Source organism: Flavobacteriales bacterium (assembly GCA_016779935.1).
In the GTDB taxonomy this organism is placed as follows: Bacteria; Bacteroidota; Bacteroidia; order Flavobacteriales; family UBA7312.
In genome coordinates, this window is sequence record JADHMQ010000004.1 from 48,807 (window position 1) to 69,040 (window position 20,234).

24 protein-coding genes are annotated in these 20,234 nt (G+C 36.3%); 13 read left to right on the plus strand and 11 right to left on the minus strand.

Translation table 11 applies throughout. The features are described 5' to 3' along the window. Positions 1 to 7 precede the first annotated feature (7 nt). The 4 genes from ISP73_03570 to ISP73_03585 are packed head-to-tail and all read right to left on the minus strand — an operon-like array spanning position 8 to position 5,054. Positions 8 to 2,269 carry a transglycosylase domain-containing protein gene (locus ISP73_03570; protein ID MBL6657665.1) on the minus strand — a complete coding sequence of 754 codons (2,262 nt, stop codon included), beginning with the start codon at positions 2,267 to 2,269 and terminating at the stop codon, positions 8 to 10. Positions 2,270 to 2,271: 2 nt separating this feature from the next. Beyond that, positions 2,272 to 2,748 (minus strand): gliding motility lipoprotein GldH, encoded by a 477-nt coding sequence (locus ISP73_03575; protein ID MBL6657666.1) that lies wholly within the window; start codon positions 2,746 to 2,748, stop codon positions 2,272 to 2,274. Further along, positions 2,745 to 3,902, minus strand: a complete 1,158-nt coding sequence (locus ISP73_03580) for a hypothetical protein (protein MBL6657667.1) — start codon at positions 3,900 to 3,902, stop codon at positions 2,745 to 2,747. Before ISP73_03580 ends, ISP73_03575 begins: the two co-directional genes overlap by 4 nt. A gap of 3 nt (positions 3,903 to 3,905) precedes the next feature. Further along, positions 3,906 to 5,054, minus strand: coding sequence for a DNA polymerase III subunit delta (locus ISP73_03585; GenBank protein ID MBL6657668.1), 1,149 nt, complete (start codon positions 5,052 to 5,054; stop codon positions 3,906 to 3,908). A 91-nt stretch (positions 5,055 to 5,145) separates the two neighbouring features. Here ISP73_03585 and ISP73_03590 point away from each other — a divergent pair, with 91 nt between their 5' ends. After that, the gene (locus ISP73_03590) at positions 5,146 to 6,333 is read left to right on the plus strand and encodes a phosphoglycerate kinase (GenBank protein ID MBL6657669.1); all 1,188 of its coding nucleotides are present in this window, start codon (positions 5,146 to 5,148) and stop codon (positions 6,331 to 6,333) included. Here the strand turns inward: ISP73_03590 and ISP73_03595 are convergent. Next, on the minus strand, positions 6,320 to 6,865 hold the full coding sequence (locus ISP73_03595; protein MBL6657670.1) for a CvpA family protein: 546 nt from the start codon (positions 6,863 to 6,865) through the stop codon (positions 6,320 to 6,322). The genes ISP73_03590 and ISP73_03595 overlap by 14 nt on opposite strands. 28 nt (positions 6,866 to 6,893) lie before the next feature. Here ISP73_03595 and ISP73_03600 point away from each other — a divergent pair, with 28 nt between their 5' ends. After that, complete coding sequence (locus tag ISP73_03600; GenBank protein ID MBL6657671.1) at positions 6,894 to 7,220, plus strand: hypothetical protein; 327 nt, start codon at positions 6,894 to 6,896, stop codon at positions 7,218 to 7,220. Here the strand turns inward: ISP73_03600 and ISP73_03605 are convergent. Beyond that, entirely contained in the window at positions 7,217 to 7,579 is a 363-nt protein-coding gene (locus ISP73_03605; protein ID MBL6657672.1) for a hypothetical protein, read from the minus strand. The two genes, ISP73_03600 and ISP73_03605, sit on opposite strands and share 4 nt — an antisense overlap. Positions 7,580 to 7,627: 48 nt before the next feature. Here ISP73_03605 and ISP73_03610 point away from each other — a divergent pair, with 48 nt between their 5' ends. The 5 genes from ISP73_03610 to ISP73_03630 all read left to right on the plus strand — a co-directional run bounded on the left by ISP73_03610 (position 7,628) and on the right by ISP73_03630 (position 11,337). Then, entirely contained in the window at positions 7,628 to 8,278 is a 651-nt protein-coding gene (locus ISP73_03610) for a peptidylprolyl isomerase (protein ID MBL6657673.1), read from the plus strand. A gap of 1 nt (position 8,279) precedes the next feature. Further along, complete coding sequence (gene pheS, locus ISP73_03615) at positions 8,280 to 9,299, plus strand: phenylalanine--tRNA ligase subunit alpha (GenBank protein MBL6657674.1); 1,020 nt, start codon at positions 8,280 to 8,282, stop codon at positions 9,297 to 9,299. 108 nt (positions 9,300 to 9,407) lie between these two features. Further along, positions 9,408 to 9,563, plus strand: coding sequence for a hypothetical protein (locus ISP73_03620; protein MBL6657675.1), 156 nt, complete (start codon positions 9,408 to 9,410; stop codon positions 9,561 to 9,563). A gap of 16 nt (positions 9,564 to 9,579) precedes the next feature. After that, entirely contained in the window at positions 9,580 to 10,323 is a 744-nt protein-coding gene (locus ISP73_03625; protein ID MBL6657676.1) for a T9SS type A sorting domain-containing protein, read from the plus strand. Positions 10,324 to 10,332: 9 nt separating this feature from the next. Then, the gene (locus ISP73_03630; GenBank protein ID MBL6657677.1) at positions 10,333 to 11,337 is read left to right on the plus strand and encodes a hypothetical protein; all 1,005 of its coding nucleotides are present in this window, start codon (positions 10,333 to 10,335) and stop codon (positions 11,335 to 11,337) included. Here the strand turns inward: ISP73_03630 and ISP73_03635 are convergent. From ISP73_03635 to umuD, 3 genes are read right to left on the minus strand one after another with little or no spacing between them, the layout of a single operon-like run. Then, positions 11,334 to 12,455 carry a GNAT family N-acetyltransferase gene (locus ISP73_03635; protein ID MBL6657678.1) on the minus strand — a complete coding sequence of 374 codons (1,122 nt, stop codon included), beginning with the start codon at positions 12,453 to 12,455 and terminating at the stop codon, positions 11,334 to 11,336. The genes ISP73_03630 and ISP73_03635 overlap by 4 nt on opposite strands. 57 nt (positions 12,456 to 12,512) lie before the next feature. Beyond that, positions 12,513 to 13,766 (minus strand): Y-family DNA polymerase, encoded by a 1,254-nt coding sequence (locus tag ISP73_03640; GenBank protein MBL6657679.1) that lies wholly within the window; start codon positions 13,764 to 13,766, stop codon positions 12,513 to 12,515. Beyond that, a complete protein-coding gene (gene umuD, locus ISP73_03645) occupies positions 13,744 to 14,214 on the minus strand; it encodes a translesion error-prone DNA polymerase V autoproteolytic subunit (protein ID MBL6657680.1) in 471 nt (156 codons plus the stop codon). Before umuD ends, ISP73_03640 begins: the two co-directional genes overlap by 23 nt. Positions 14,215 to 14,410: 196 nt before the next feature. Here umuD and ISP73_03650 point away from each other — a divergent pair, with 196 nt between their 5' ends. Together ISP73_03650 and ISP73_03655 are read left to right on the plus strand one after the other, a co-directional pair. Further along, positions 14,411 to 15,133 (plus strand): bacteriorhodopsin, encoded by a 723-nt coding sequence (locus tag ISP73_03650; GenBank protein MBL6657681.1) that lies wholly within the window; start codon positions 14,411 to 14,413, stop codon positions 15,131 to 15,133. 75 nt (positions 15,134 to 15,208) lie between these two features. Then, entirely contained in the window at positions 15,209 to 16,105 is an 897-nt protein-coding gene (locus ISP73_03655; protein MBL6657682.1) for a Brp/Blh family beta-carotene 15,15'-dioxygenase, read from the plus strand. Between the two features lie 3 nt (positions 16,106 to 16,108). Here ISP73_03655 and ISP73_03660 read toward each other — a convergent pair whose 3' ends face one another. After that, on the minus strand, positions 16,109 to 16,345 hold the full coding sequence (locus tag ISP73_03660) for a hypothetical protein (protein MBL6657683.1): 237 nt from the start codon (positions 16,343 to 16,345) through the stop codon (positions 16,109 to 16,111). A gap of 91 nt (positions 16,346 to 16,436) precedes the next feature. Here ISP73_03660 and ISP73_03665 point away from each other — a divergent pair, with 91 nt between their 5' ends. After that, positions 16,437 to 16,871 carry a GNAT family N-acetyltransferase gene (locus tag ISP73_03665; protein ID MBL6657684.1) on the plus strand — a complete coding sequence of 145 codons (435 nt, stop codon included), beginning with the start codon at positions 16,437 to 16,439 and terminating at the stop codon, positions 16,869 to 16,871. A gap of 1 nt (position 16,872) precedes the next feature. After that, the gene (locus ISP73_03670; protein ID MBL6657685.1) at positions 16,873 to 17,289 is read left to right on the plus strand and encodes a glyoxalase; all 417 of its coding nucleotides are present in this window, start codon (positions 16,873 to 16,875) and stop codon (positions 17,287 to 17,289) included. Positions 17,290 to 17,311: 22 nt separating this feature from the next. Here ISP73_03670 and ISP73_03675 read toward each other — a convergent pair whose 3' ends face one another. After that, the gene (locus tag ISP73_03675; protein MBL6657686.1) at positions 17,312 to 17,692 is read right to left on the minus strand and encodes a transcriptional repressor; all 381 of its coding nucleotides are present in this window, start codon (positions 17,690 to 17,692) and stop codon (positions 17,312 to 17,314) included. Between the two features lie 52 nt (positions 17,693 to 17,744). Here ISP73_03675 and ISP73_03680 point away from each other — a divergent pair, with 52 nt between their 5' ends. After that, positions 17,745 to 19,925 (plus strand): TonB-dependent receptor, encoded by a 2,181-nt coding sequence (locus tag ISP73_03680; protein ID MBL6657687.1) that lies wholly within the window; start codon positions 17,745 to 17,747, stop codon positions 19,923 to 19,925. An 11-nt stretch (positions 19,926 to 19,936) separates the two neighbouring features. Further along, positions 19,937 to 20,203: a hypothetical protein gene (locus tag ISP73_03685; GenBank protein MBL6657688.1), complete on the plus strand. Its 267-nt coding sequence runs from the start codon at positions 19,937 to 19,939 to the stop codon at positions 20,201 to 20,203. The last annotated feature ends 31 nt before the right edge of the window (positions 20,204 to 20,234 follow it).

Sequence of the window (20,234 nt, forward strand, 5' to 3'; positions counted from 1 at the left end):
TTAAGTATTAAAATTCTTCTTCGTAATCTATGCTTCCGTTATCTTTTGAGCCACAATCTGAAATCAAATCTATAGACTGAGGAATGTCAAATTTATCTGGATAAATCCCTAAAGTTGCAGTGTCTTTATAAACCCTGTCCATGTATTCTGCCCATATAGGTAAAGCCATATTTGCTCCTTGACCATAGAAAGTGGTTCTAAAGTGAACGCTTCTGTCTTCATTTCCTGACCAAACACCTGTTACTAGATTTGGCGTAATACCCATAAACCATCCGTCTGAATTATTCTGAGTGGTTCCTGTTTTTCCGCCAATTTCGTTTTCGAATTTATATTTCCTTCTAAGCCTTACACCCGTGCCCATAGTAACGTCTGCACGCGGATTGTATACGCCGTCAACTACGCCTTGTAACATTCTTACCATTAGGTCAGCAGTTTTTTCACTCATAGCCTCATTGGTTTTAGGACTAAATTCTTGTAATAATATGCCATTATTGTCCTCAATTCTTTGCACAATAATTGGCTCTGTCCATATGCCTTTATTCACAAAGGTTGAGTATGCCCCTACCATTTCATAAACAGAAAGATCAAAGGTTCCTAAGCAAATTGACGGAACGGGAGACAACTTACTTGTGATTCCCATTTTCTTTGCAAGATCTAGTACTGAATGTGGTCCAAACTGCTTCATAATGTAAGCTGTAATGGTATTTACAGAATTTGCTAAACCAAACTTTAGGTTCATAATTAAACCTTCGTATTTATCGTCTGAGTTTCTAGGCACCCAATCTTTTTCAGGCAAGCCCCATTGTTCTTTTTCAAATACAACAGGAACGTTTGGCACTTCATAGCACGGAGAATAACCTTCTTGTAAGGCAAGGGCATAAAGAAAAGGCTTAAAGGTTGAGCCTACTTGTCGTTTACCCACTTTTACATGATCGTATTTAAAATGTTTGTAGTTGATACCGCCAACATAGGCCTTCACATGACCTGTATTTGGATTCATACTCATCATTCCTGAGTGAATAAAGTACTTATAGTATCTTATAGAATCCATTGGGCTCATGATAGTATCGACTTCTCCTTTCCAAGAAAAGACAGTCATAGGGACTTTTTTTCTGAACACCTTTTTTATTTCATTGCTAGAGAAGTTATTTAATTTGAGCTTTCTGTAACGCTCAGAACGTTTCATTCCCAATTCCAAAATGTTATCGATTTGTTTTTGTTCAAAATCTTTTGGGAAAGGAGCGTTGGTATAGCCTTTCCAGTGTTTGAAAAAATCATCTTGTAAAGAAGAAATGTGTGTGTGTACAGCCTCTTCAGCGTGTTGTTGCATCTTAGAGTTAATGGTGGTGTAAATTTTCAGACCATCGGTATATAGATTGTAATTTGTGCCGTCTGCTTTCACATTATTATCACACCAGTTTTTCAAAACTCCTCGCAAGTTTTCTCTCAAATAAGGGGCAAGTCCTTCATTGTGACTGGCTTTCTTAAAGTCTAAAACGATTGGTAAAGTTGATACAGAATTGTATTCTGTTTCGGAGATAAAACCGTATTTTCTCATTTGAGAAAGAACAACATTCCTTCTGCCTTTAGTGAGTTCAAGCCTTCTGTTTGGATTGTATAAAGAGGGGTTTTTAAGCATTCCAACTAGCATTGCAGACTCTTGCAAAGAAAGCTCTTTTGGGCTTGTATTGAAATAAATTTGTGCGGCAGACTTAATGCCCACTGCATTGTTAATGAAGTCGAACCCGTTGAGGTACATACTCAGAATTTCATCCTTAGAATATTGACGCTCCAGTTTTACAGCAATAATCCACTCCTTAAATTTTTGCATTACCCTTTCTATTCCTGAGGCAGGAGTTTTGGTAAACAACATCTTCGCCAGTTGTTGCGTAATGGTACTTGCCCCACCCGCACTACTTCCGCTTAATTGTCCTTTAACGGCTCTTAATAGCGCGCGAACATCAATACCAGAGTGCTCTCTAAAACGGATGTCTTCTGTTGCTAAAAGCGCATCCACTAATTGCGGCGATAACTCATCATAGGTAATTTTGCTTCTATTCTCAAAAAAGTATTTGCCAAGTGTAACGCCATCTGAAGAAATGATTTCAGTAGCTAGATTATTTTTAGGGTTTTCTAATTCTTCAAATGAAGGCAAAGGACCAAAAAACCCTGTCGACGTTAAGTACAATACGACTGACAACAACATAATGGGGCTTAGTATAACTAGCCAGATAGAAAAGACCTTTTGTTTTATGGAGGTTATTTTCATAATTATTCTACGTTTTCAATCCTTAAACCAATTTCCATTACACCAGTAAGGAGTTCAATTTTAGACAGATTACCATGCCTCATAGCTTGCTCAATTTTAAATCTGTAAGTGCCAGACTCATTCAGCTGAATGGTTTTAAAGGGCAACTGCAAATCCCAAATGTCACCTAGCCCATCACCCAACCACTTCCCGTCTTTTTGTGATAACGCAGCTTCAAGAGTATCGACGTGAGTCGAACCAGATGGTGAAAGGGTGTGTATAAAAAGCCAAAGATTTGAAAAGGGGTATATGCTAGAGTGACGAACATTTATAATTAGGTTTACATCAGAGACAGTGTCTGTGTTCTCAAATTCAAAGCTTGGTATTTGTCCCAAACTCCACACATCATTATCTATTGATATATTTTTTTCATAAAGCCTATTAGAGTCACAAGCGACCAATAGTACAGCGACCAATAGTATATATATCCCTTTTATCATTTAGCGTTTGTTTTTCGTTTTACGAAACGTTTGTTTTTTGGTTTTCGGCGTTTCTTTTTCTTGTCAAAACGGTTTATACTATCCTGACCAACAACATTTTCATAGTCGTTTTTATCAACTTCTACGCCAACATCGAAACGCTCAAGCTTTTCGATAATCTTACCGTCTTTATTCTGCTCAATTATTTCGTTAACATAATCTAGTGGAAGCTCAACAATTGGACCGTTTGAGGGATCATCGTATGCATACCATACTTTACGTTGAAAAATATCCATTTTGATAAACGAACAGCTACCCGCTTTGGTTTTGATTTTTGTGTGTGGACTAGGAAATTCTTTTATACCCTCCATATAGCTGTCCAGCTCAAAGTTTAAACAACATTTCAGTTTACCACATTGCCCAGCTAATTTCTGAGGGTTAATGGATAACTGCTGATATCTTGCTGAAGAGGTGCTTACAGTTCTAAAGTCGGTGAGCCAGGATGAGCAACACAATTCTCTACCACAGGCGCCAATACCACCTAATCTAGCCGATTCCTGCCTAGCTCCAATTTGTCTCATTTCTATTCGGATTCTAAACTCGGATGAAAGGCGTTTGATTAATTCGCGAAAATCCACACGACCTTTGGCGGTATAATAAAAGGTAGCTTTGGTTTTATCACCTTGATATTCCACATCGCTTATTTTCATTTCAAGGCCAAGGTATTCGGCAATTTTTCTAGCACCATACATAGTGGACTCTTCAAGAGCAGTTGCTTCTCGCCATTTAGCGATATCTTTTTCGCTTGCTTTTCTGTAGATTACTTTTAGCCCGTCAGTAGAAGAGGTTTTTAACTTCTTTTTCATCTGAAGTTTTGTTAACTCTCCAACAATAGACACAACACCTATGTCATGACCAGGGCTTCCTTCTACGGCGATAACATCGCCAACAATTAGATGTAGGTTGTCTTTATTTAAGAAAAACTCTTTTCTACTGCCTTTGAATCGAACTTCAACGGCTTTAAATTGTTCTTTTTCGGAAGAAGTCTGAATATCAGAAAGCCAATTAAACACAGAAAGTTGATTGCAGCCTCCTGAGCCATAGTTCCCATTATTTTTACAGCCTCTTGGAAGGCTGTTGCCACACGTTTTTGTCGAACATCCTGAACAACCCATACCTTAGTTAGTTTCTTGCAAAGTTAAATTTTTAACATGAAGAAGAACAACCATTTTTAATGTCAAATCCATAAAAATAAATTTTGAGCTACCATTTCTAGAGATATGTTTATGGGCTAGCTCTATTTCTTCGATAATTTCAATAGCATTGTTTTGATGAATAAAAGGGGCAAAGTTTTTGGTAAATTGCTCTTCTTCCTCTCTTACTTTTTGAATAGAAGAGTCAGCAAAATTACGCACTAAACTTTCTCTTACCATGTGTAATGCATAGTGCAAAAATCCTTTTTGTTGCTCCCTCCCCCATCTGTTAATCATATCTACCCAAGATGTCAGCTCTATAATACGAGCTTTATAGCACATTCGCATCCAATTTTGAAACTCTTCCGTGTTTTGTTCCAACAATTCACTTCCTTTAATCAATTTGAGAGCTTGTCCTATACTTCCTGACGACAAGTGACTGATTTCGGAGGCTGTTTTTTCTTCAACCCCTTCTATTTCCATGAGGTATTTCGTTAAATTATTTTCATCACAAGGCTCAATGGTTGTGTTTTGTAATCTAGAAACTATGGTTTCTAGTAAATTCTCGGAGGAAGAAGTCAATAGTATAAATATAGTTTTTTCAGGAGGCTCTTCAAGTAGTTTAAGCAGTTTGTTGGCCGCTGGATTATGCATCTTTTCAGCATGCCAAACGATAATTACTCTATACGAATTTTCATAGGGTTTTAAAACCGTCTTTTTACTGAGTTCATTGGCCTCGTATACGCTTATAAACCCTTGTTTGTTGGTGTCGCCCAAATTGAGGTACCATTCCTCTTCAGACATAAAAGGATTGGAAGCAATTGCCCCTCTCCATTCTTCTATAAAATGATCGCTTACGGGATTTGTCCCTTTACCTGTAATGACCGGAAAAACACAATGAAGGTCGGGGTGAATTAGCTTTTCTGACTTTAGGCATGCAGGACATACTCCACAAGAGTCAGAGGCTGTTTTATTTTCACACATCAAGTATTGCGCAAAAGCCAGAGCCATTGCTAGGCTAGAAGAACCGTCTTCCCCAGTAAAAAGGTGCGCATGGCTAAGCCTATTATTTTCAACGGCATGTAGCAGTTGACTTTTTACTCTAACATTTGAAGGGATATCTTTGAATTGCATAGACCTATATCGCTTGATTTCAAAGGTAATGAATAAATCCTTTTTAGAATACTTTTAGAAAATATACATTTGTCTAAATTTTTTTACAAAGATGACCTTAGACACATTTTCTTTTAAAAACAAACGCGTATTAATTAGGGTAGACTTCAACGTTCCTATGGACGCTAATTTTAATGTTACCGACGATACTAGAATGCGCGCAACTTTACCGACAATTACTAAGGTTCTTGAGGGTGGCGGGAAAGTTGTTCTTATGTCTCACAGAGGCAGGCCAAAAGGGGCAGATGATAGCTTATCGATGAAGCATCTTGCTCCACACTTGAGTAAATTATTATCACAAGAGGTAAAGTTTATTGACCAATGTATTGGCAATGAAGTTATTGATATGACAAACGCATTGGAAAACGGAGATGTGTTACTTATAGAAAATCTCAGATTCAATTCTGAAGAAACAGCAGGTGATATTGCTTTTGCAAAGGAACTTTCAAAGTTAGGTGATATTTATGTTAATGATGCGTTTGGAACAGCCCACAGAGCTCACGCCTCAACGGCAGTCATTGCTCAGTTTTTTGAAGAAAATAAGTGTTTTGGCTATGTCATGTCCAATGAAATTGAAAATATTAATAAAATTACTGGAGGGGCAAAAAAACCATTTACAGCCATTGTCGGCGGTGCAAAAGTGTCGTCTAAAATTTCAATTATTTTACGATTGATGGATGAGGCCGATAACTTAATTATCGGAGGTGGAATGACCTTCACATTTATTAAAGCTATGGGCGGAAATGTTGGAAATTCGCTAGTAGAAGAGGATAAAATAGACCTTGCTCTTGACATCATTCAAAAGGCAAAAGAAAAAGACGTTAGCTTATACCTTCCTTCTGATTCAGTAAATGCTGACCAATTTGATAATGACGCTCAAACCTCACTTTCAACTGTCCAAAATATCCCTTCTGGATATATGGGGCTAGACATTGGAGAGGAGACAATCTCTCAATTTTCAGAGGTTGTTCTTAACTCATCAACCGTATTATGGAATGGTCCTATGGGAGTATTCGAAATGGAAAACTTTTCTCATGGCACTAAAGCAGTTGCCGAAGCGTTAGCTGAAGCAACCAAAAATGGAGCTTATACTTTAGTTGGTGGCGGCGATTCAGTAGCTGCCATTAACAAATACGACTTAGCAGATAAGGTAAGTTATGTATCAACAGGTGGAGGAGCAATGCTCGAATACTTAGAAGGTAAAGTGCTACCAGGAATTGCCGCGATTATTGAAGGTTAATCTTTTCTTCAGCCTCTTCCCAAATTTTTTCAGCTTCATCAATTAATGAATTCCCATCGCTTACGTTTGGGGCGATAGAAGGAATCATATTTGATATAGGTTTATATAATACTGAAGAGCTTTTTTGTTCCAAAGGAATTAAGTTGAGGTGATAGTCAAAGGTGTTAAACACCAACAGTAATGCGCTTATTATGAAAGCTGTTTTTAGCACACCAAAAACACCTCCAAGCAATCTGCTTACTAAACCTAAAGCAACCAATTTGATGATTTTATCAACTATAAAACCGACGAAACGAACCACTAAAACAATACCTATGAACGTAATGGCAAAGGATACAATGGGTAAAAAGGAGGATTCAATAGAGAGTTCACTTTTCAAATACGGTTGAATACCATCCGCAAAATGCACTGCACCATAAATACCAACAATTAAAGCTACTAGAGAAGCCAGTTCTTTTATAATGCCCTTTGACACGCCTTTATATAAGCCCCATAAAAGAGGGATTGCCAAAATTATATCTAAGTAGTTCATAACACTTCAAAAGTAGTATTTTTGCGTGATGAATGACGGAATAAAATTAAAGTGGAACAATTTAGTTGAAAATCTAAACAAACGCTTTGATGAGGATTTAGATTTTCAAGGAATTTTGTTTTTAATAGGAATTCAAGAATTGGGCAAAGGACACTTAAAACTCAATAAAGATCAAAAATTAGACGTCATTCATATTGCTGTTTGCGCCTTGTTAAGTCAGTGGGGTTATTATGAATTTGAAGGACATGATGAAGAGGGTTGGCCGCACTGGAAGTCAACAGAAAAACTCCCTAATTTAAGCCCCAAGGAACAAGACAAACTTATAAAGGAGGCCGTAATAGAATATTTCTCTTAGTTAGTCGGAAGGATTTCGATGTCTTTGTAAATCGTCTTGCCGTAAACGAATCGAATAACAGACCGACCTAGTAAAACGGTATCATTTGAAGAAGATAGGGTAAAGGCTGTAACATTCATTAAAGCCTCTAACTCCAAGATATGTTCAGTTTGTCCATTAAAATCAGATACTAAAGTACTAACAACATTCGTTTGAGATACACCGGTTATTTCTTCTTGTGAAAGAACGACTGTAGCACCAGAGACAGTGTTACCGTCCATATCGTAAACAGTGATAACCCCTTTTGTAATGGGGTCTTCGCTACAAGAAATAAAGGTAAACACTAATAATAACGGAATGAGTACTTTACTTATCTTCATTATGTAAATGATTATTTGTTAATTTGCTTTTTCAAAGATAACAATAATATGAAACGAATTTTAACCTCTCTATTCGTCCTAGTTTTAGCCCTCTCTGTATTTTCTCAAGATAGGGTAAAAGTGAAAATTGAAACTGTTCATGGCGAAATGATTGCTGAACTGTACAATGAAACCCCAATCCATCGAGATAACTTTATTAAGTTGGTCGAAAAAGGGTTTTATGATGGCACACTATTTCACAGAGTAATTCCAAATTTCATGATTCAGGGAGGAGACCCTGTATCAAAAGAAGAAAACCCAAGCCAGCAAATTGGTAATGGTGGACCAGGATATACTTTGCCAGCAGAGTTTAACCCCAATTTAATTCATAAAAAAGGAGCTTTAGCTGCTGCCAGAATGGGCGATGCAGTAAATCCTAAAAAAGAATCCTCAGGCTCTCAGTTCTATATCGTAGAGGGGCAGGTGTATGACGCTCAAAAAATAGCGATGATTGAGCAAAGAATGGGAACGAAGCTAACAGACACTCAGAAAAAAGTGTACACATCTGTTGGCGGCACCCCTCATTTGGATGGCGGTTACACAGTATTTGGAGAAGTAATAAAAGGTTTAGAAGTTATTACTAAGATTTCTAAACTTAAGAGAAATAAAAACAACTTGCCTCTTGAAAAGGCAGCAATGAAGGTTAGTATAATTAAGTAGTATGTTAGAGAAAGTTCAACAGCTTTTAGTCGAGGTAAATTCTTTTGTAGCTAAGGATTCTGAAGAATTAGAACAATTTAGGATTAAATTTTTGGGTAAAAAAGGCCAGATGAACGACTTGTTTGCAGATTTTAAAAATGTTCCAAATGATCAGAAAAAGGATTTTGGTCAAGCTTTAAATCAGCTTAAGCAAACTATTCAAAACAAATTAGAGGAAGGTAAAGGAGCATTCACTCAATCCAAAAAAACCTCTTCAGGGGTTGACTTAACGATGCCAGTGACCGAAGACTCAATGGGTAGCAGACACCCTCTGTCTTTAGTTAAGAACGAAATTGTAGAAATTTTTAATCGCATAGGTTTTACCCTCTCTGAAGGACCTGAAATCGAGGATGATTGGCATAATTTTACCGCTTTAAACCTGCCCGAAGAACACCCTGCTAGGGATATGCAAGACACCTTCTTTATACAGACAAACCCAGATATACTTTTACGCACACACACTTCCTCAGTACAAGTCAGGTATATGGAAAACAATAAGCCACCAATACGTACCCTTTCACCAGGAAGGGTATATAGAAATGAAGCCATATCTGCTCGTGCTCATTGTATATTCCACCAAGTGGAGGGCTTATATATTGACGAAAACGTATCCTTTGCTGATTTAAAACAAGTCTTACTGTATTTCGCTAAAGAAATGTTTGGAGACAAAACAGAGATAAGACTTAGACCCTCTTACTTTCCATTCACAGAGCCAAGCGCTGAAGTAGATGTGTCTTGTAACATTTGCTCAGGCAAGGGATGTAACGTCTGCAAGTATACCGGTTACCTTGAAATTCTTGGTTGCGGTATGGTAGATCCTAACGTACTAAGAAATTGCAACATTGACCCAAACAAATACAGTGGTTTTGCTTTTGGCATGGGTATTGAAAGAATAGCTATGCTAAAATACCAAGTCAATGACCTTAGGTTGTTTTTTGAAAATGACGTACGTTTCTTGAGACAGTTTAAATCCAGCCTTTAGTTAGCAGCACAACCCATAGTACAATTTTCCATTCCCCATGATGCACAGACCGTAGCTGCTAAATCTGTAGATGGAGTTATTTCTGCTAAATGGAGCTCTGAGACGGAAATGATGGTAGTTAAGTTTCACTCTGAAAAAACTAATCTTGATGAAATTCAAAAAAAGATAGCGTCAGTCGGTTATGACACTGAGAAGCACAAAGCAGATGACGAAGTCTATGAAAATTTACACCACTGTTGTAAATATGACAGAGATAAAAAATAACATTTTACTTAAACATATGAAAAAACTAATATTAGCCGTAGCGGCTATCTCTTGCTGTATGTTATCAAACGGTCAAAGTACAGCTACCGACTTTACAGTTGACAATTGTGATGGAGAATCTTATAATTTATTTCAAGACCTTGATGCTGGAAATGTTGTTGTGATTGCATGGGTGATGCCCTGTGTGTCTTGCATTGCCGATCCTGTTTCGGCATATTCTGTTGTTAAAGAATACAATCCAGACAAAGTGAAGTATCTAATGGTAGATGATTATGCTGACCACGAATGCTCTGTGATTCAAACATGGTCCGAAAATTATCAGATGGGTGATGTGACCAAGTTTTCTAATTCAGCAATAAGTATGAGTGATTATGGCGTTGATGGAATGCCAAAAATCGTTGTGTTGGGATGTAACAGTCATAAAATATTCTACAATGAAAACAGTTCATCGGAAGGAATAAAGGAAGCTATCGACCAAGCGATAGAAAAGTGTTCAAATACTTCCATTATTGATAATGTTACTAATCAGGCTGAAGATTTAAAATTATCTATATTTCCAAACCCAACACAAGAAAGATTGACTATTAATAGTCAATATCAAGACGCTTTTACGATTAAGATTTTTAACTCTTTAGGAAAGCTCGTTTTTAAAGAAGAGAATTTTCACTCTACTATATCCGTTGATGTTTCAGCTTTTACAGAAGGACTTTACTTTCTTGAATATTTGAATCATTCCAAATCGTTTATCGTTAATAAATAGAACTTAAGCATGAAAAAAATCATAATAGTAATCTGTTTGTTAATAGGCAGTAAATATCTTTTCTCTCAAGGGTGTTGTTCTGGAGGTTCTGGCAGTCCAATTTCAGGTGGCGCAGCTTCTGGAGTATTGTTAGAAAATCAGATGGAAATTTCCACCAGTTATCAATATATCAGCTCTCACCTTTTCAAAACAAACAATAATAAGGATACGGTATCAATATTGAATGACACACTCAGTTCGGATTATCTTTTTTTTAGAACAGACTATGGTCTGAGTGAAAAACTAACTATGTCTGTTGCACTGGGGTATTTTTTAGATAAATCTATTGATAATAAAAATGAATCGTACTCCACTTCAGGGGTTTCTGATTTAATTCTTTTCCCACGTTACAACATTTTCAATTGGAAAAGAGATAACCATAGAACTGAAATAACAGTTGGACTTGGCTTAAAATTCCCAATAGGTAGCCATAAGGATTCTAGTTTATTGTTTTCTAATCCTATAATTGGTGATATATACGCTTATAACCCGCCCATTGCACAGTTGACTAATGGTTCACAGGACGCTATGTTTTATTCCTTTTTTTACAGAACATACCCTAAGAAGAAATTCAGAGTGTTTGCTAATACCTTGTACATTAAAAAAGCATTTAATTCTTTGGGCCAAAAGTTTGGAGATTACTCAAGTGTGAGTTTGTTTGTCGGTAAAAGTCTTCCTAAAAACTTTGGTGTTACTGGTCAGTTAAAATATGAGCAAGTTGGAAAGATAGAGGCGGCTAATGGGGTAGACTTAATTAATTATAATGTAGAGGAGCATTCGACAGGGCTTAAAAAATTCTTATTTGTTCCACAAATTAGCTACTCCGATAAAGGCTTCACCTATTTTGCTACAGCAGACATCCCTATGTATGAGGATTTAAATGGTTCTCAGTTTGCTACTCAAACTCAATTTACAGTAGGAGTATCGTATCGTTTTTTAGCGAAAGAGCCTGAAGTGGGTGGGGTTTTACACTAGTCTTTAAACGGATGTCGTTGAGTCCATTTTTTTGGCTTTATAGCATTTAGTAGAGGTCTCAATACCCATCTAAGTAGAGGGTTGTGTATGTAGATATAGATGTATGATTTCATCGGAACAGCACCTACATTGCTTTTAAACTCAGCTGCAGTTCTGCCAAATATGACCCTATTGACACGGTTTTGAATAGCATGCTTAATACTTTCGTTAAGTATACGTTCGTAGAGTCCGTACTCTTGGTTGTATTTATAATCTAAGCCGATAAAGTAAGAGTATAAATTATTATTCGCCATTAGTTCGGAAGAAAAGCCAATAAGTTTTTTGTCTAAAAATAGGCCGTATACCTTACTCTTTGGGCGGTCCAGTGGCACGAGGTCTTTGAATACTCTAGAGTTAAAGGTAACCGCTCCAAAAGAAGAGTTTTTCTTTACGTTTTCAAAAAGTGCTTGAATTTCATCTTCGTATTGTATTAAGTCTTCTTTTGTTAATTGGATAATGTTAACGTCTTCACTTTTTTTCATCACTCCACGTAGTCGGCTACGGTATTTTTTCTTCAGGCTGTTGGTGTAGTCTTCAAAGCTTTTCCATTCGCTTGATAGAGGCAATTGCATATCTTCTTCGACCTCTATTTTTATAAGTTTCGGAAGTTCATCTACAGGATCTACAATGCCCAAGTGTGTGAAGAAGTGGTCAGGGATAATAAATTTATTGACACATAATGTTAGTCGAATTTTCTTGAGTAGACTCGTTACAAATTCGTTTTTGTTTTCTATTCTATCTACACTAATGTTATTTACGTTGGTGATTAGACCATTTCCGATTACCACTACATTTAACCTTAACAAGCCCAACAAAAAACTAACAAAACCCTTATTTACCTGATTTCTTTTTTGATAGGAGCTAATTTTACCACCACCTAAATTGAATTGTTGAGCATAGCCAACAACCCTATTATCCTTATCGTTTAATATGTAATACAGGTGTTTTATATTCTCAGCATGGTTTTTTTCCAGAGCTTGCTTGAACGGTAAAGACAAAAAAGGAGTAAGTTCTTTTTCTAGACTTTTCCACTGCTTGGAATCAACAGAATTTGAAGAAGTATGTAATTCTATATTCAAGTGTTAGTCAATTAGTGAGGGCAAAAATACAATTTAAATAAGTCTGTAGTCTTCGCTTTACAAATACACTATCAAAGATTCTTCTATACGTGTGGAGTAGGAAGGGGAGAGTTTTTCTCTTTTCATTTTCCACTGCTGTGCCTGACCTTGTATAGCTAAACGCACCTTATCGCGCCCCATTCTATCGTTAATTTTATCTAGTGCAGACATCACAGATTGTTGTTTTTGACGGTTTATAGCATCGAACAAACTGAGTTGCTGTTGCTGTTGAGGAACAATATCGCCAACAATAACTCCGGCTTTTTTATAAGTATAGCCAGGGCGGTATATTTTATCCAGGGCTTTTAGTGCAAAGCGGATAATTTCCATAGAGTCGTTAGTTGGAGAATCCAAAACAAAGGAGCTAAAGCCTTTGTATTGTTTGTCCGTTGGCTTGAAAGGATTGGTATGTATAAATACGCTTACTCTTGTGGTACAGCTTTTTTGTTTGCGAAGTTTGTAGGCGCAGCTAGAGGCGTAATTACTCACACTTTCTTTTAACTCTGCTATATGTGTTACCGTTTTGCCAAACGAACGCGAGGTGCAAATGTTCTTTTTTCTACTGGCATGTTCTTCTAGAGGAAAACAAGGAATGCCTTTCAGTTCCTTTACCATTCTTAGTCCAACAACAGATAGTCGACGTTTTACCCAGCTTTCTTCGGCTCTGCAAAGGTCATATGCTGTTTTTACACCCATATTTTGTAGCGTGCGAGCATGTCTTCTTCCTATGCCCCATAGGTCCTCTACGGCCAACCATTTGAGGGCTCTATTAATGAGTTCGGGCTTGTCTAACACAAAAACGCCAGACTTAGTGTGTTTTTTAGCGATAAGGCCAGCTACCTTGCACAAGGTTTTAGTAGGGGCAATACCAATAGATATAGGGATGCCCGTGTGTTGGATTACCTTTTTCTTTAAAGCGATACCCTTAGAAAGAGGGTCTCCTTCGCCTGTAAAATCCATAAACGCCTCGTCAATAGAATAGACTTCCATTGCCTTTACTTCTTGCCGCATGGTGGACATTACCCTTTTAGATAAATCGCCATATAGCGTAAAGTTGGAGGAGAAAACATGGATGTTGTGCTGTCTTATTAGATGTTTGACTTGAAAAACAGGCACACCCATTTTTATTCCCAAAGCCTTACTTTCATTACTTCGTGCTATAACACAACCGTCATTATTAGAGAGTACCAAAATGGGCTTTCCTTCTAATTTGGGCTGAAACACGCGTTCACATGACGCGTAAAAGTTATTACAATCCGCTAGTGCTAGCATTGGCTTTGTGGATGATAAACGTTACTACTCCCCATACCTGAAAGTTCATTTCTTCGGTAATTTTCATGGGTTTGTAGTTGTCGTTTGCCGGCATGAGGTAGAGCTCATCTTCGTTCTTTTTTATCCTCTTTACGGTAAACTCACCATTGACTACAGCTAATATAATATCGTTGTTTTTAGGCGTTAAGGCTCTGTCTATAACCATGACATCGGAGCTTTTGATACCCGCATCTACCATTGAATCGCCAATAGCGCGCACACAGAAAGTAGCAGAAGGGTGTTGAACTAGGTAATCGTGCAGATTTAAGTCCATATCCAAATAGTCATCTGCCGGTGAGGGGAAACCTGCCGGAACGCTATCTCCATACAGCGGAATATCGTCAAATGAAGCTTCTTCAATTGCATAAAATTGAAGCTTTTTGCTTGTATTTAGGTATTTAAATTTCACTTGTTAGGGTCAATTGGAGCATAAAATTAGCTCAAAAACACTAAAAAAAACAATTTTAAACGATTTTTTTTGATAAGTCACTTACTAGATTAAACATAAAAAAAATGATGTTAAAAATGAAAATGTCTAGTTAAAATATTAAAAAGTTATACAAAATTATATATGTTTGTACCACTAACTATTAAATTAACAAGTTATGCTATTAGACATTCAAGTAATGAGGCCAGACGATTATGTAGGCTTCACGTTTTTTATCGGATACATGGCAATGTTTGCCGCATCTGTATTCTTTTTCTTTGAAAGAGGCAGTGTAGACGATAAATGGAAATTATCTCTTTTAATTTCAGGATTAATCACAGGTATTGCAGCAGTACACTACTTCTACATGCGTGATTATTACATGGCAACAGGAGATAATCCAACCTTCTTTAGGTATGTAGACTGGACATTAACAGTGCCGCTAATGTGTGTAGAGTTTTATCTACTGACTAGGGCTGCCGGAGCTACAAAAAGTTTATTGTGGAAACTAATTATTGCATCAGTATGGATGTTGGTTGCCGGGTATATCGGTGAATCATTTAACCCAGAAGGTGGCGATACAGCACATTCAGTAAAATGGGGTGTAATATCTACAATAGGTTACATATACATTTTATACACTGCATGGTTTGGTGAAGTGGCACAATTAGCCGAGAAGAGTAATTCTGAAGTAGTCAAGAAAGGTGTTCGTACACTAGCATGGTTCGTATTAGTAGGATGGGCAATCTATCCAATAGGATACATGTGTATGGAAGGTGGATGGTTAAGTAGTGTTATGAGTCCAAGTGATGTAGACTTATGGTACAACATTGCAGATGCTATTAACAAAATCGGATTCGGTTTGGTAGTTTATAACATTGCCGTAACAGAATCAAAATAACAATCATCGTTTTTGGTTAATTTAAAGGCAGACTAGATATATTATTTAGTCTGCCTTTAATATTTACAGAGGATTATGAATCGATTTACATTCATATTTGTAGTTTGTATTTACGCATTATTTCTGATTTATCAGGCCTTTGTAGAAATACCACTTAACAACCAACTTATTGGGGCATCCGTTTTAATTTTATTGTTTGGTATTCCGCACGGAGCTATTGACCATGTTTTGTTTTTTAGAAAACGAAAAATGTCCCAGTTCAAGTTTTACGCCATCTACTTAGGTCTTATTGTAGCCTTTGTATTACTTTGGTTTTGGCAACCTGTTGTCAGTTTTGTAATATTCTTACTCTTATCGGCTTTTCATTTTGGAGAATCGCAATTGGTTGACATTAAGTTAAGTCAGAAATGGCGACCAATATTATTCTTTAGTTGGGGCTTAGCCTTACTTGCTAGCTTGGTGTATTACAACATCAATGAATTAGCTGGTATTACAGCTTTATTTCAAGATACTCAAGGCTTCTCGGTGGTGTATAATGAAGGGATGTTTTTTTGGTTTTATGCTATTACAAATGCATTAACGGTTTTGGCTTTAGGCTATCTATTTTTATCCGATAATATTTCTTTTAAACGCTTTTCGTCAGAGATTTTTGTGATAGTATTGGTTCACCTTACCTTTTATCTTTTTCCATTTATAATTGGCTTTACCTTGTATTTTGTAATACTTCATTCTATAATGGTAATGAATCAAGAGTATCAGTTTTTCAAGTCTGAACGCACTGATTTTAGCGTTATGGATTTCATGAAGCTACTCTTGCCTTATTCATCTTTGAGTATAATTTTCACCACGGCATTAGTGCTATTGTCCTATAATGGAACTATAAATATTTCCGTTCCATTTTTAGCATTAATCATTATCTCGGTCATCACCTTACCTCATGCTATTGTGATGAATATCTTCTATAATAAATAGGTTTTATTTATCGAGATGACGCTTTAAAACTTTCTCAAGTTTTCGATCACTTGTTCCACCCCAATGTTCAATAACCTCACCCTCATTGTATAGGTAGAAATAAGGAAAATATGGCGGCCTAATTTCTTCAGGCATATCTTCCTGCATGATGTGTCTAAAGCCTAAATTGCGTTTTTCAGCTTCAGCTTTTACAATGGGTTCAAACGTCTTGCAAGGTCCACAACCTAATTTTTTTATCATTACAATTTCCATAGATTGTTGTTTAAAAAGGTTAACTTATTTATAGGGTACAAAAATAAGCAAATTTGCTGTAATTTTTTAAATTCGCTTTATGACCGTTCAACAAGTTGATGTAGAAAAAATCAGACCTTTAAGAAGTCATGTCCTTCGTCCTGGGCAGCCTATAGAATCTACAGATTACCATAGAGATAATGAGGCAACTACTTTACATTATGCCGTAATGAAAAACGGTATAGCCTCCTGTATTGCAACTTTTTACCCTGAACCTTTGCAAGAAGTCAATTCGCATAGAGCTTACAGACTTAGAGGTATGGCAACTCACCCAGAATTTAGGAGGATTGGATTAGCATCAAATTTAATGCATATAGTCATTACTGAGCTAAGAAATAAGAGGTGTGATTTAATATGGTGTAAGGCTAGACTCGTAGCTGTAGAATTTTACGCTTCTTTGGGTTTTGTTAAAATTGGACCCATGTATGAAATTGATGGTATTGGACCGCATTTTACTATGTATAAAAAATTATAAAATGAAAGATAGAAAACAAATTCTTATAGCACTTCGCCCAAATATAGATTCTATTAAGGTTTATCTGAACACCAAAGATTTAGAGGCTTTTCAAAATGCAGTATTACGCCCTATATTAAAATTTCAAAATCATTTATTGCTGCAAATGTTTGTTCACTATGCTAGACAATATAAAGGGGTGTTTTTTAAATTAACTAGCCAGCAGAGGTTAGATTATATTCACAAATCCTTGAATACTAATCAAAGTTTTAAAAGTAAGCTTATTGGGATTGTTCTTGGTTTATTTACAACAGAAGAGTATGTGTATTATAGTCAGAATTTATCAGCATTGAATAAGCGTATTATCAATATGTCTATTCAACGATTACAAGATCAGTCGGAACAATTAGATGATTTAATTAATGAGTTTGAATCTTAGAACTCTAAACGGTATATTTTTCTTAGTTACAATACTTGCACAAGCCAAAAACATTTAACTCCGTATTTTGGACTTTGAAGCCATCTAATTCAATAGGAACGACGGTCGTATTTAAACAGAATGTATTTTCGCAATTAGAGCAATGAAAATGTAAATGGTCATGTTGGTGTCCATGCTCATTACATTGCTCGTGGCAGGCAGCGTATTTCTTTTCATTAGGTAGAATTATTTCATGAAGAATGCCATGTTCAGTAAATAATTTTAGAGTTCTATATAGCGTTATCCTATCAAATTTTACCAGCTTATTTTCAATATCTCTAACCTTTAGGGCGGATTTAGAAGGCTCGAATAAATCCAACACTTTTTGTCTAAATGGAGTTAACCTAATATTTCTACTACTCATACATCAAAATTATTTAAAAATGACTACATTTGCAACAGTGTTGCGAAAAAATATGATTAAACAAATTTTCTTACTTTTTTTACCATTTTACTGCTTTTCCCAGTTTAGCGGAACCGTTAAGGATAGTGAAAATCAGCCTTTAGCAGGTGTAGATGTGTTAGTTTCGTCTACTATGGTTTTGGCCCAAACAGATAGCGAAGGGCAGTTTTCACTAAGCCTTGACATCCCCAAAAATACACTTATCTTTTTTAGTAAAGAAACATATGAAAGTAAGACTATACAATATTCTTCAGAAAAGGAAATCAGTATTCAGCTGAACAAATTGCATGTGGATATCGATGAGGTTGTAGTATCATCTATAAATCAAAAATTATCTTCCAATCAGACTGTTAATATTCAATCAAAAAAAATGAGTCAATTAAATGAAAGCTCATTTGATTTAGGGGAGAGCATTTCAAAGTTAAGCGGTGTTGACCAAACTTCAACAGGTGCAGGAATCAAAAAAATTGTTGTTAGAGGATTGTCAGGCATGCGAGTTGTAACTTTAGTCAATGGTGTTCGAATAGAAAATCAGCAGTGGGGAGGTGACCATGGTATTGGCTTCACAGACTTGGGGTTTGGTAAGGTCGAGTTAGTAAAAGGTCCAGCATCCATTATTTTTGGTGCAGACGCCCTTGGAGGAGCTTTGTATTTCTCCGATGAAAATTACATTAGCGGAGGAAAACCACGCTCAAAAATAATTTCGACATTCGAATCGTCCAACATGAGAATTAATAATCAGCTTGGAGTTAAATGGACAACTAAAGGCTTCAAAACAAACACTTTAATTGGATACGGATCTGCAGCAGATTATCAATTACCCAACGGTCTTTACTTATTCAACTCTCGATATTCCAATCAAGCTTTTAAGACTTCATTAGGATACAATACTGATAAATGGATTGTCAATTTACGATATCAGTATAATTACAGCATACTCGGAATACCAGCACATTCTCATGCTGCAGAGCCGACACTTGAGCAACTAAGCTCATCTTCACAAGATAGATACCCCACGCGTCCAACACAGTTTAATACTCAACAAATTTTAAATTTAGAAAACACCTTTTTCATTGCAGATAATATTTTGAACATCAATTTATCACAATTCGTTAACAGGCTTGAAGAATACGAAGCTTGGAATGTTCCGGAGCTTGATGTTACATTAGCCTCAACTCAATTAAATGGGAGCTATTCTGTTCCGTTTGGCAAGGGATTTAATTGGACATTAGGAACACAATTGGGACAGCAACAAAACACTAATAAAGAAGCACGCACCCTACTCATTCCAGATGGTAAAACAACTGATTTTGGAGCCTATTCCTTATTAGAATATGCTAAAAATTCGGTTTCTTCTCAATTAGGATTACGTTTCGATAAAAGAGAAATACAACTAGAAGACAATACGTTTTCTAAAGGTTTTGATGCTTTTAGTGCTACAATAGGACTTTCTAAAAAAGCACAAAAGCATCACTTTAGAGCAACTTACTCCTCGGCTTTTAGAACTCCACACTTTTCAGAATTGTTAGCATATGGCGTACATCACGGAACAAAACGTTTTGAAATAGGAGATAGAAATTTAATTGCAGAAAAAGGGCACCAATTGGATATTGCTTACGAGTGGACAAGTGAACATTTAGGACTAATTATAAATCCATATTTCCACCTTATAAACGATTTTATTGCACTCATACCTAAAGATAGTATCATCGATTATACGCCAGTTTATACATATGAACAAGTGGATAATGTATCAATTAAAGGAATAGAAATGAATGTACATTATCACCCACATTTTGCTCATCATCTACATTTTGAAGAAAGTTTAACCATAATGGAAGGAAAAGAAGGCAATTCTTTTTTAGCATTAATGCCTGCTCATAAATCACAGACATTAGTCCGTTATTATTTTGACAAAACACAAAAGAAGGTTCAATTACACAACACCTTTTTTGAATATGTATATACGGCTGCTCAGGAAAAGGTAGTCGAAAATGAAACGCCTAGCAAAGCCTACGGTCTATTTAATTTAGGAATGAATATTTCAATTGATAAGCTTCCAAATTTTGAATTAACAATTGGCGTGAAAAATGTAACAAACAAGAGTTATATTTCTCATTTGTCAAGGCTAAAGAGTTATGAAATTCCACATGAAGGAAGGTCATATTTTATTAAATTATGTTCAACATTTTAAAAATTACAAAAATGAAAAAAGTAGCAATTATTATGGCTTTAGGTTTTTTCTTTGCTTGTACAGACCATGACGAATGTCATGAGTGTCACATTGCGTGGGAAAATGCTCAAGGCCAAGAAGTTGAGGTAGAAATCGGTGAATTCTGTGAAGGAGACTTAGCTGACGTAGAAAGCAATGGCTATACACTAGATGAGCCAGTTGTTGTTGGAAACGATACTGTACCGGCAGGGAGCTACCCAGGTGCAGATATCCACTGCGAAGAGCACGATCACCAATAGTTAGTTTATTATGTTTAATAGGCTCAAATTA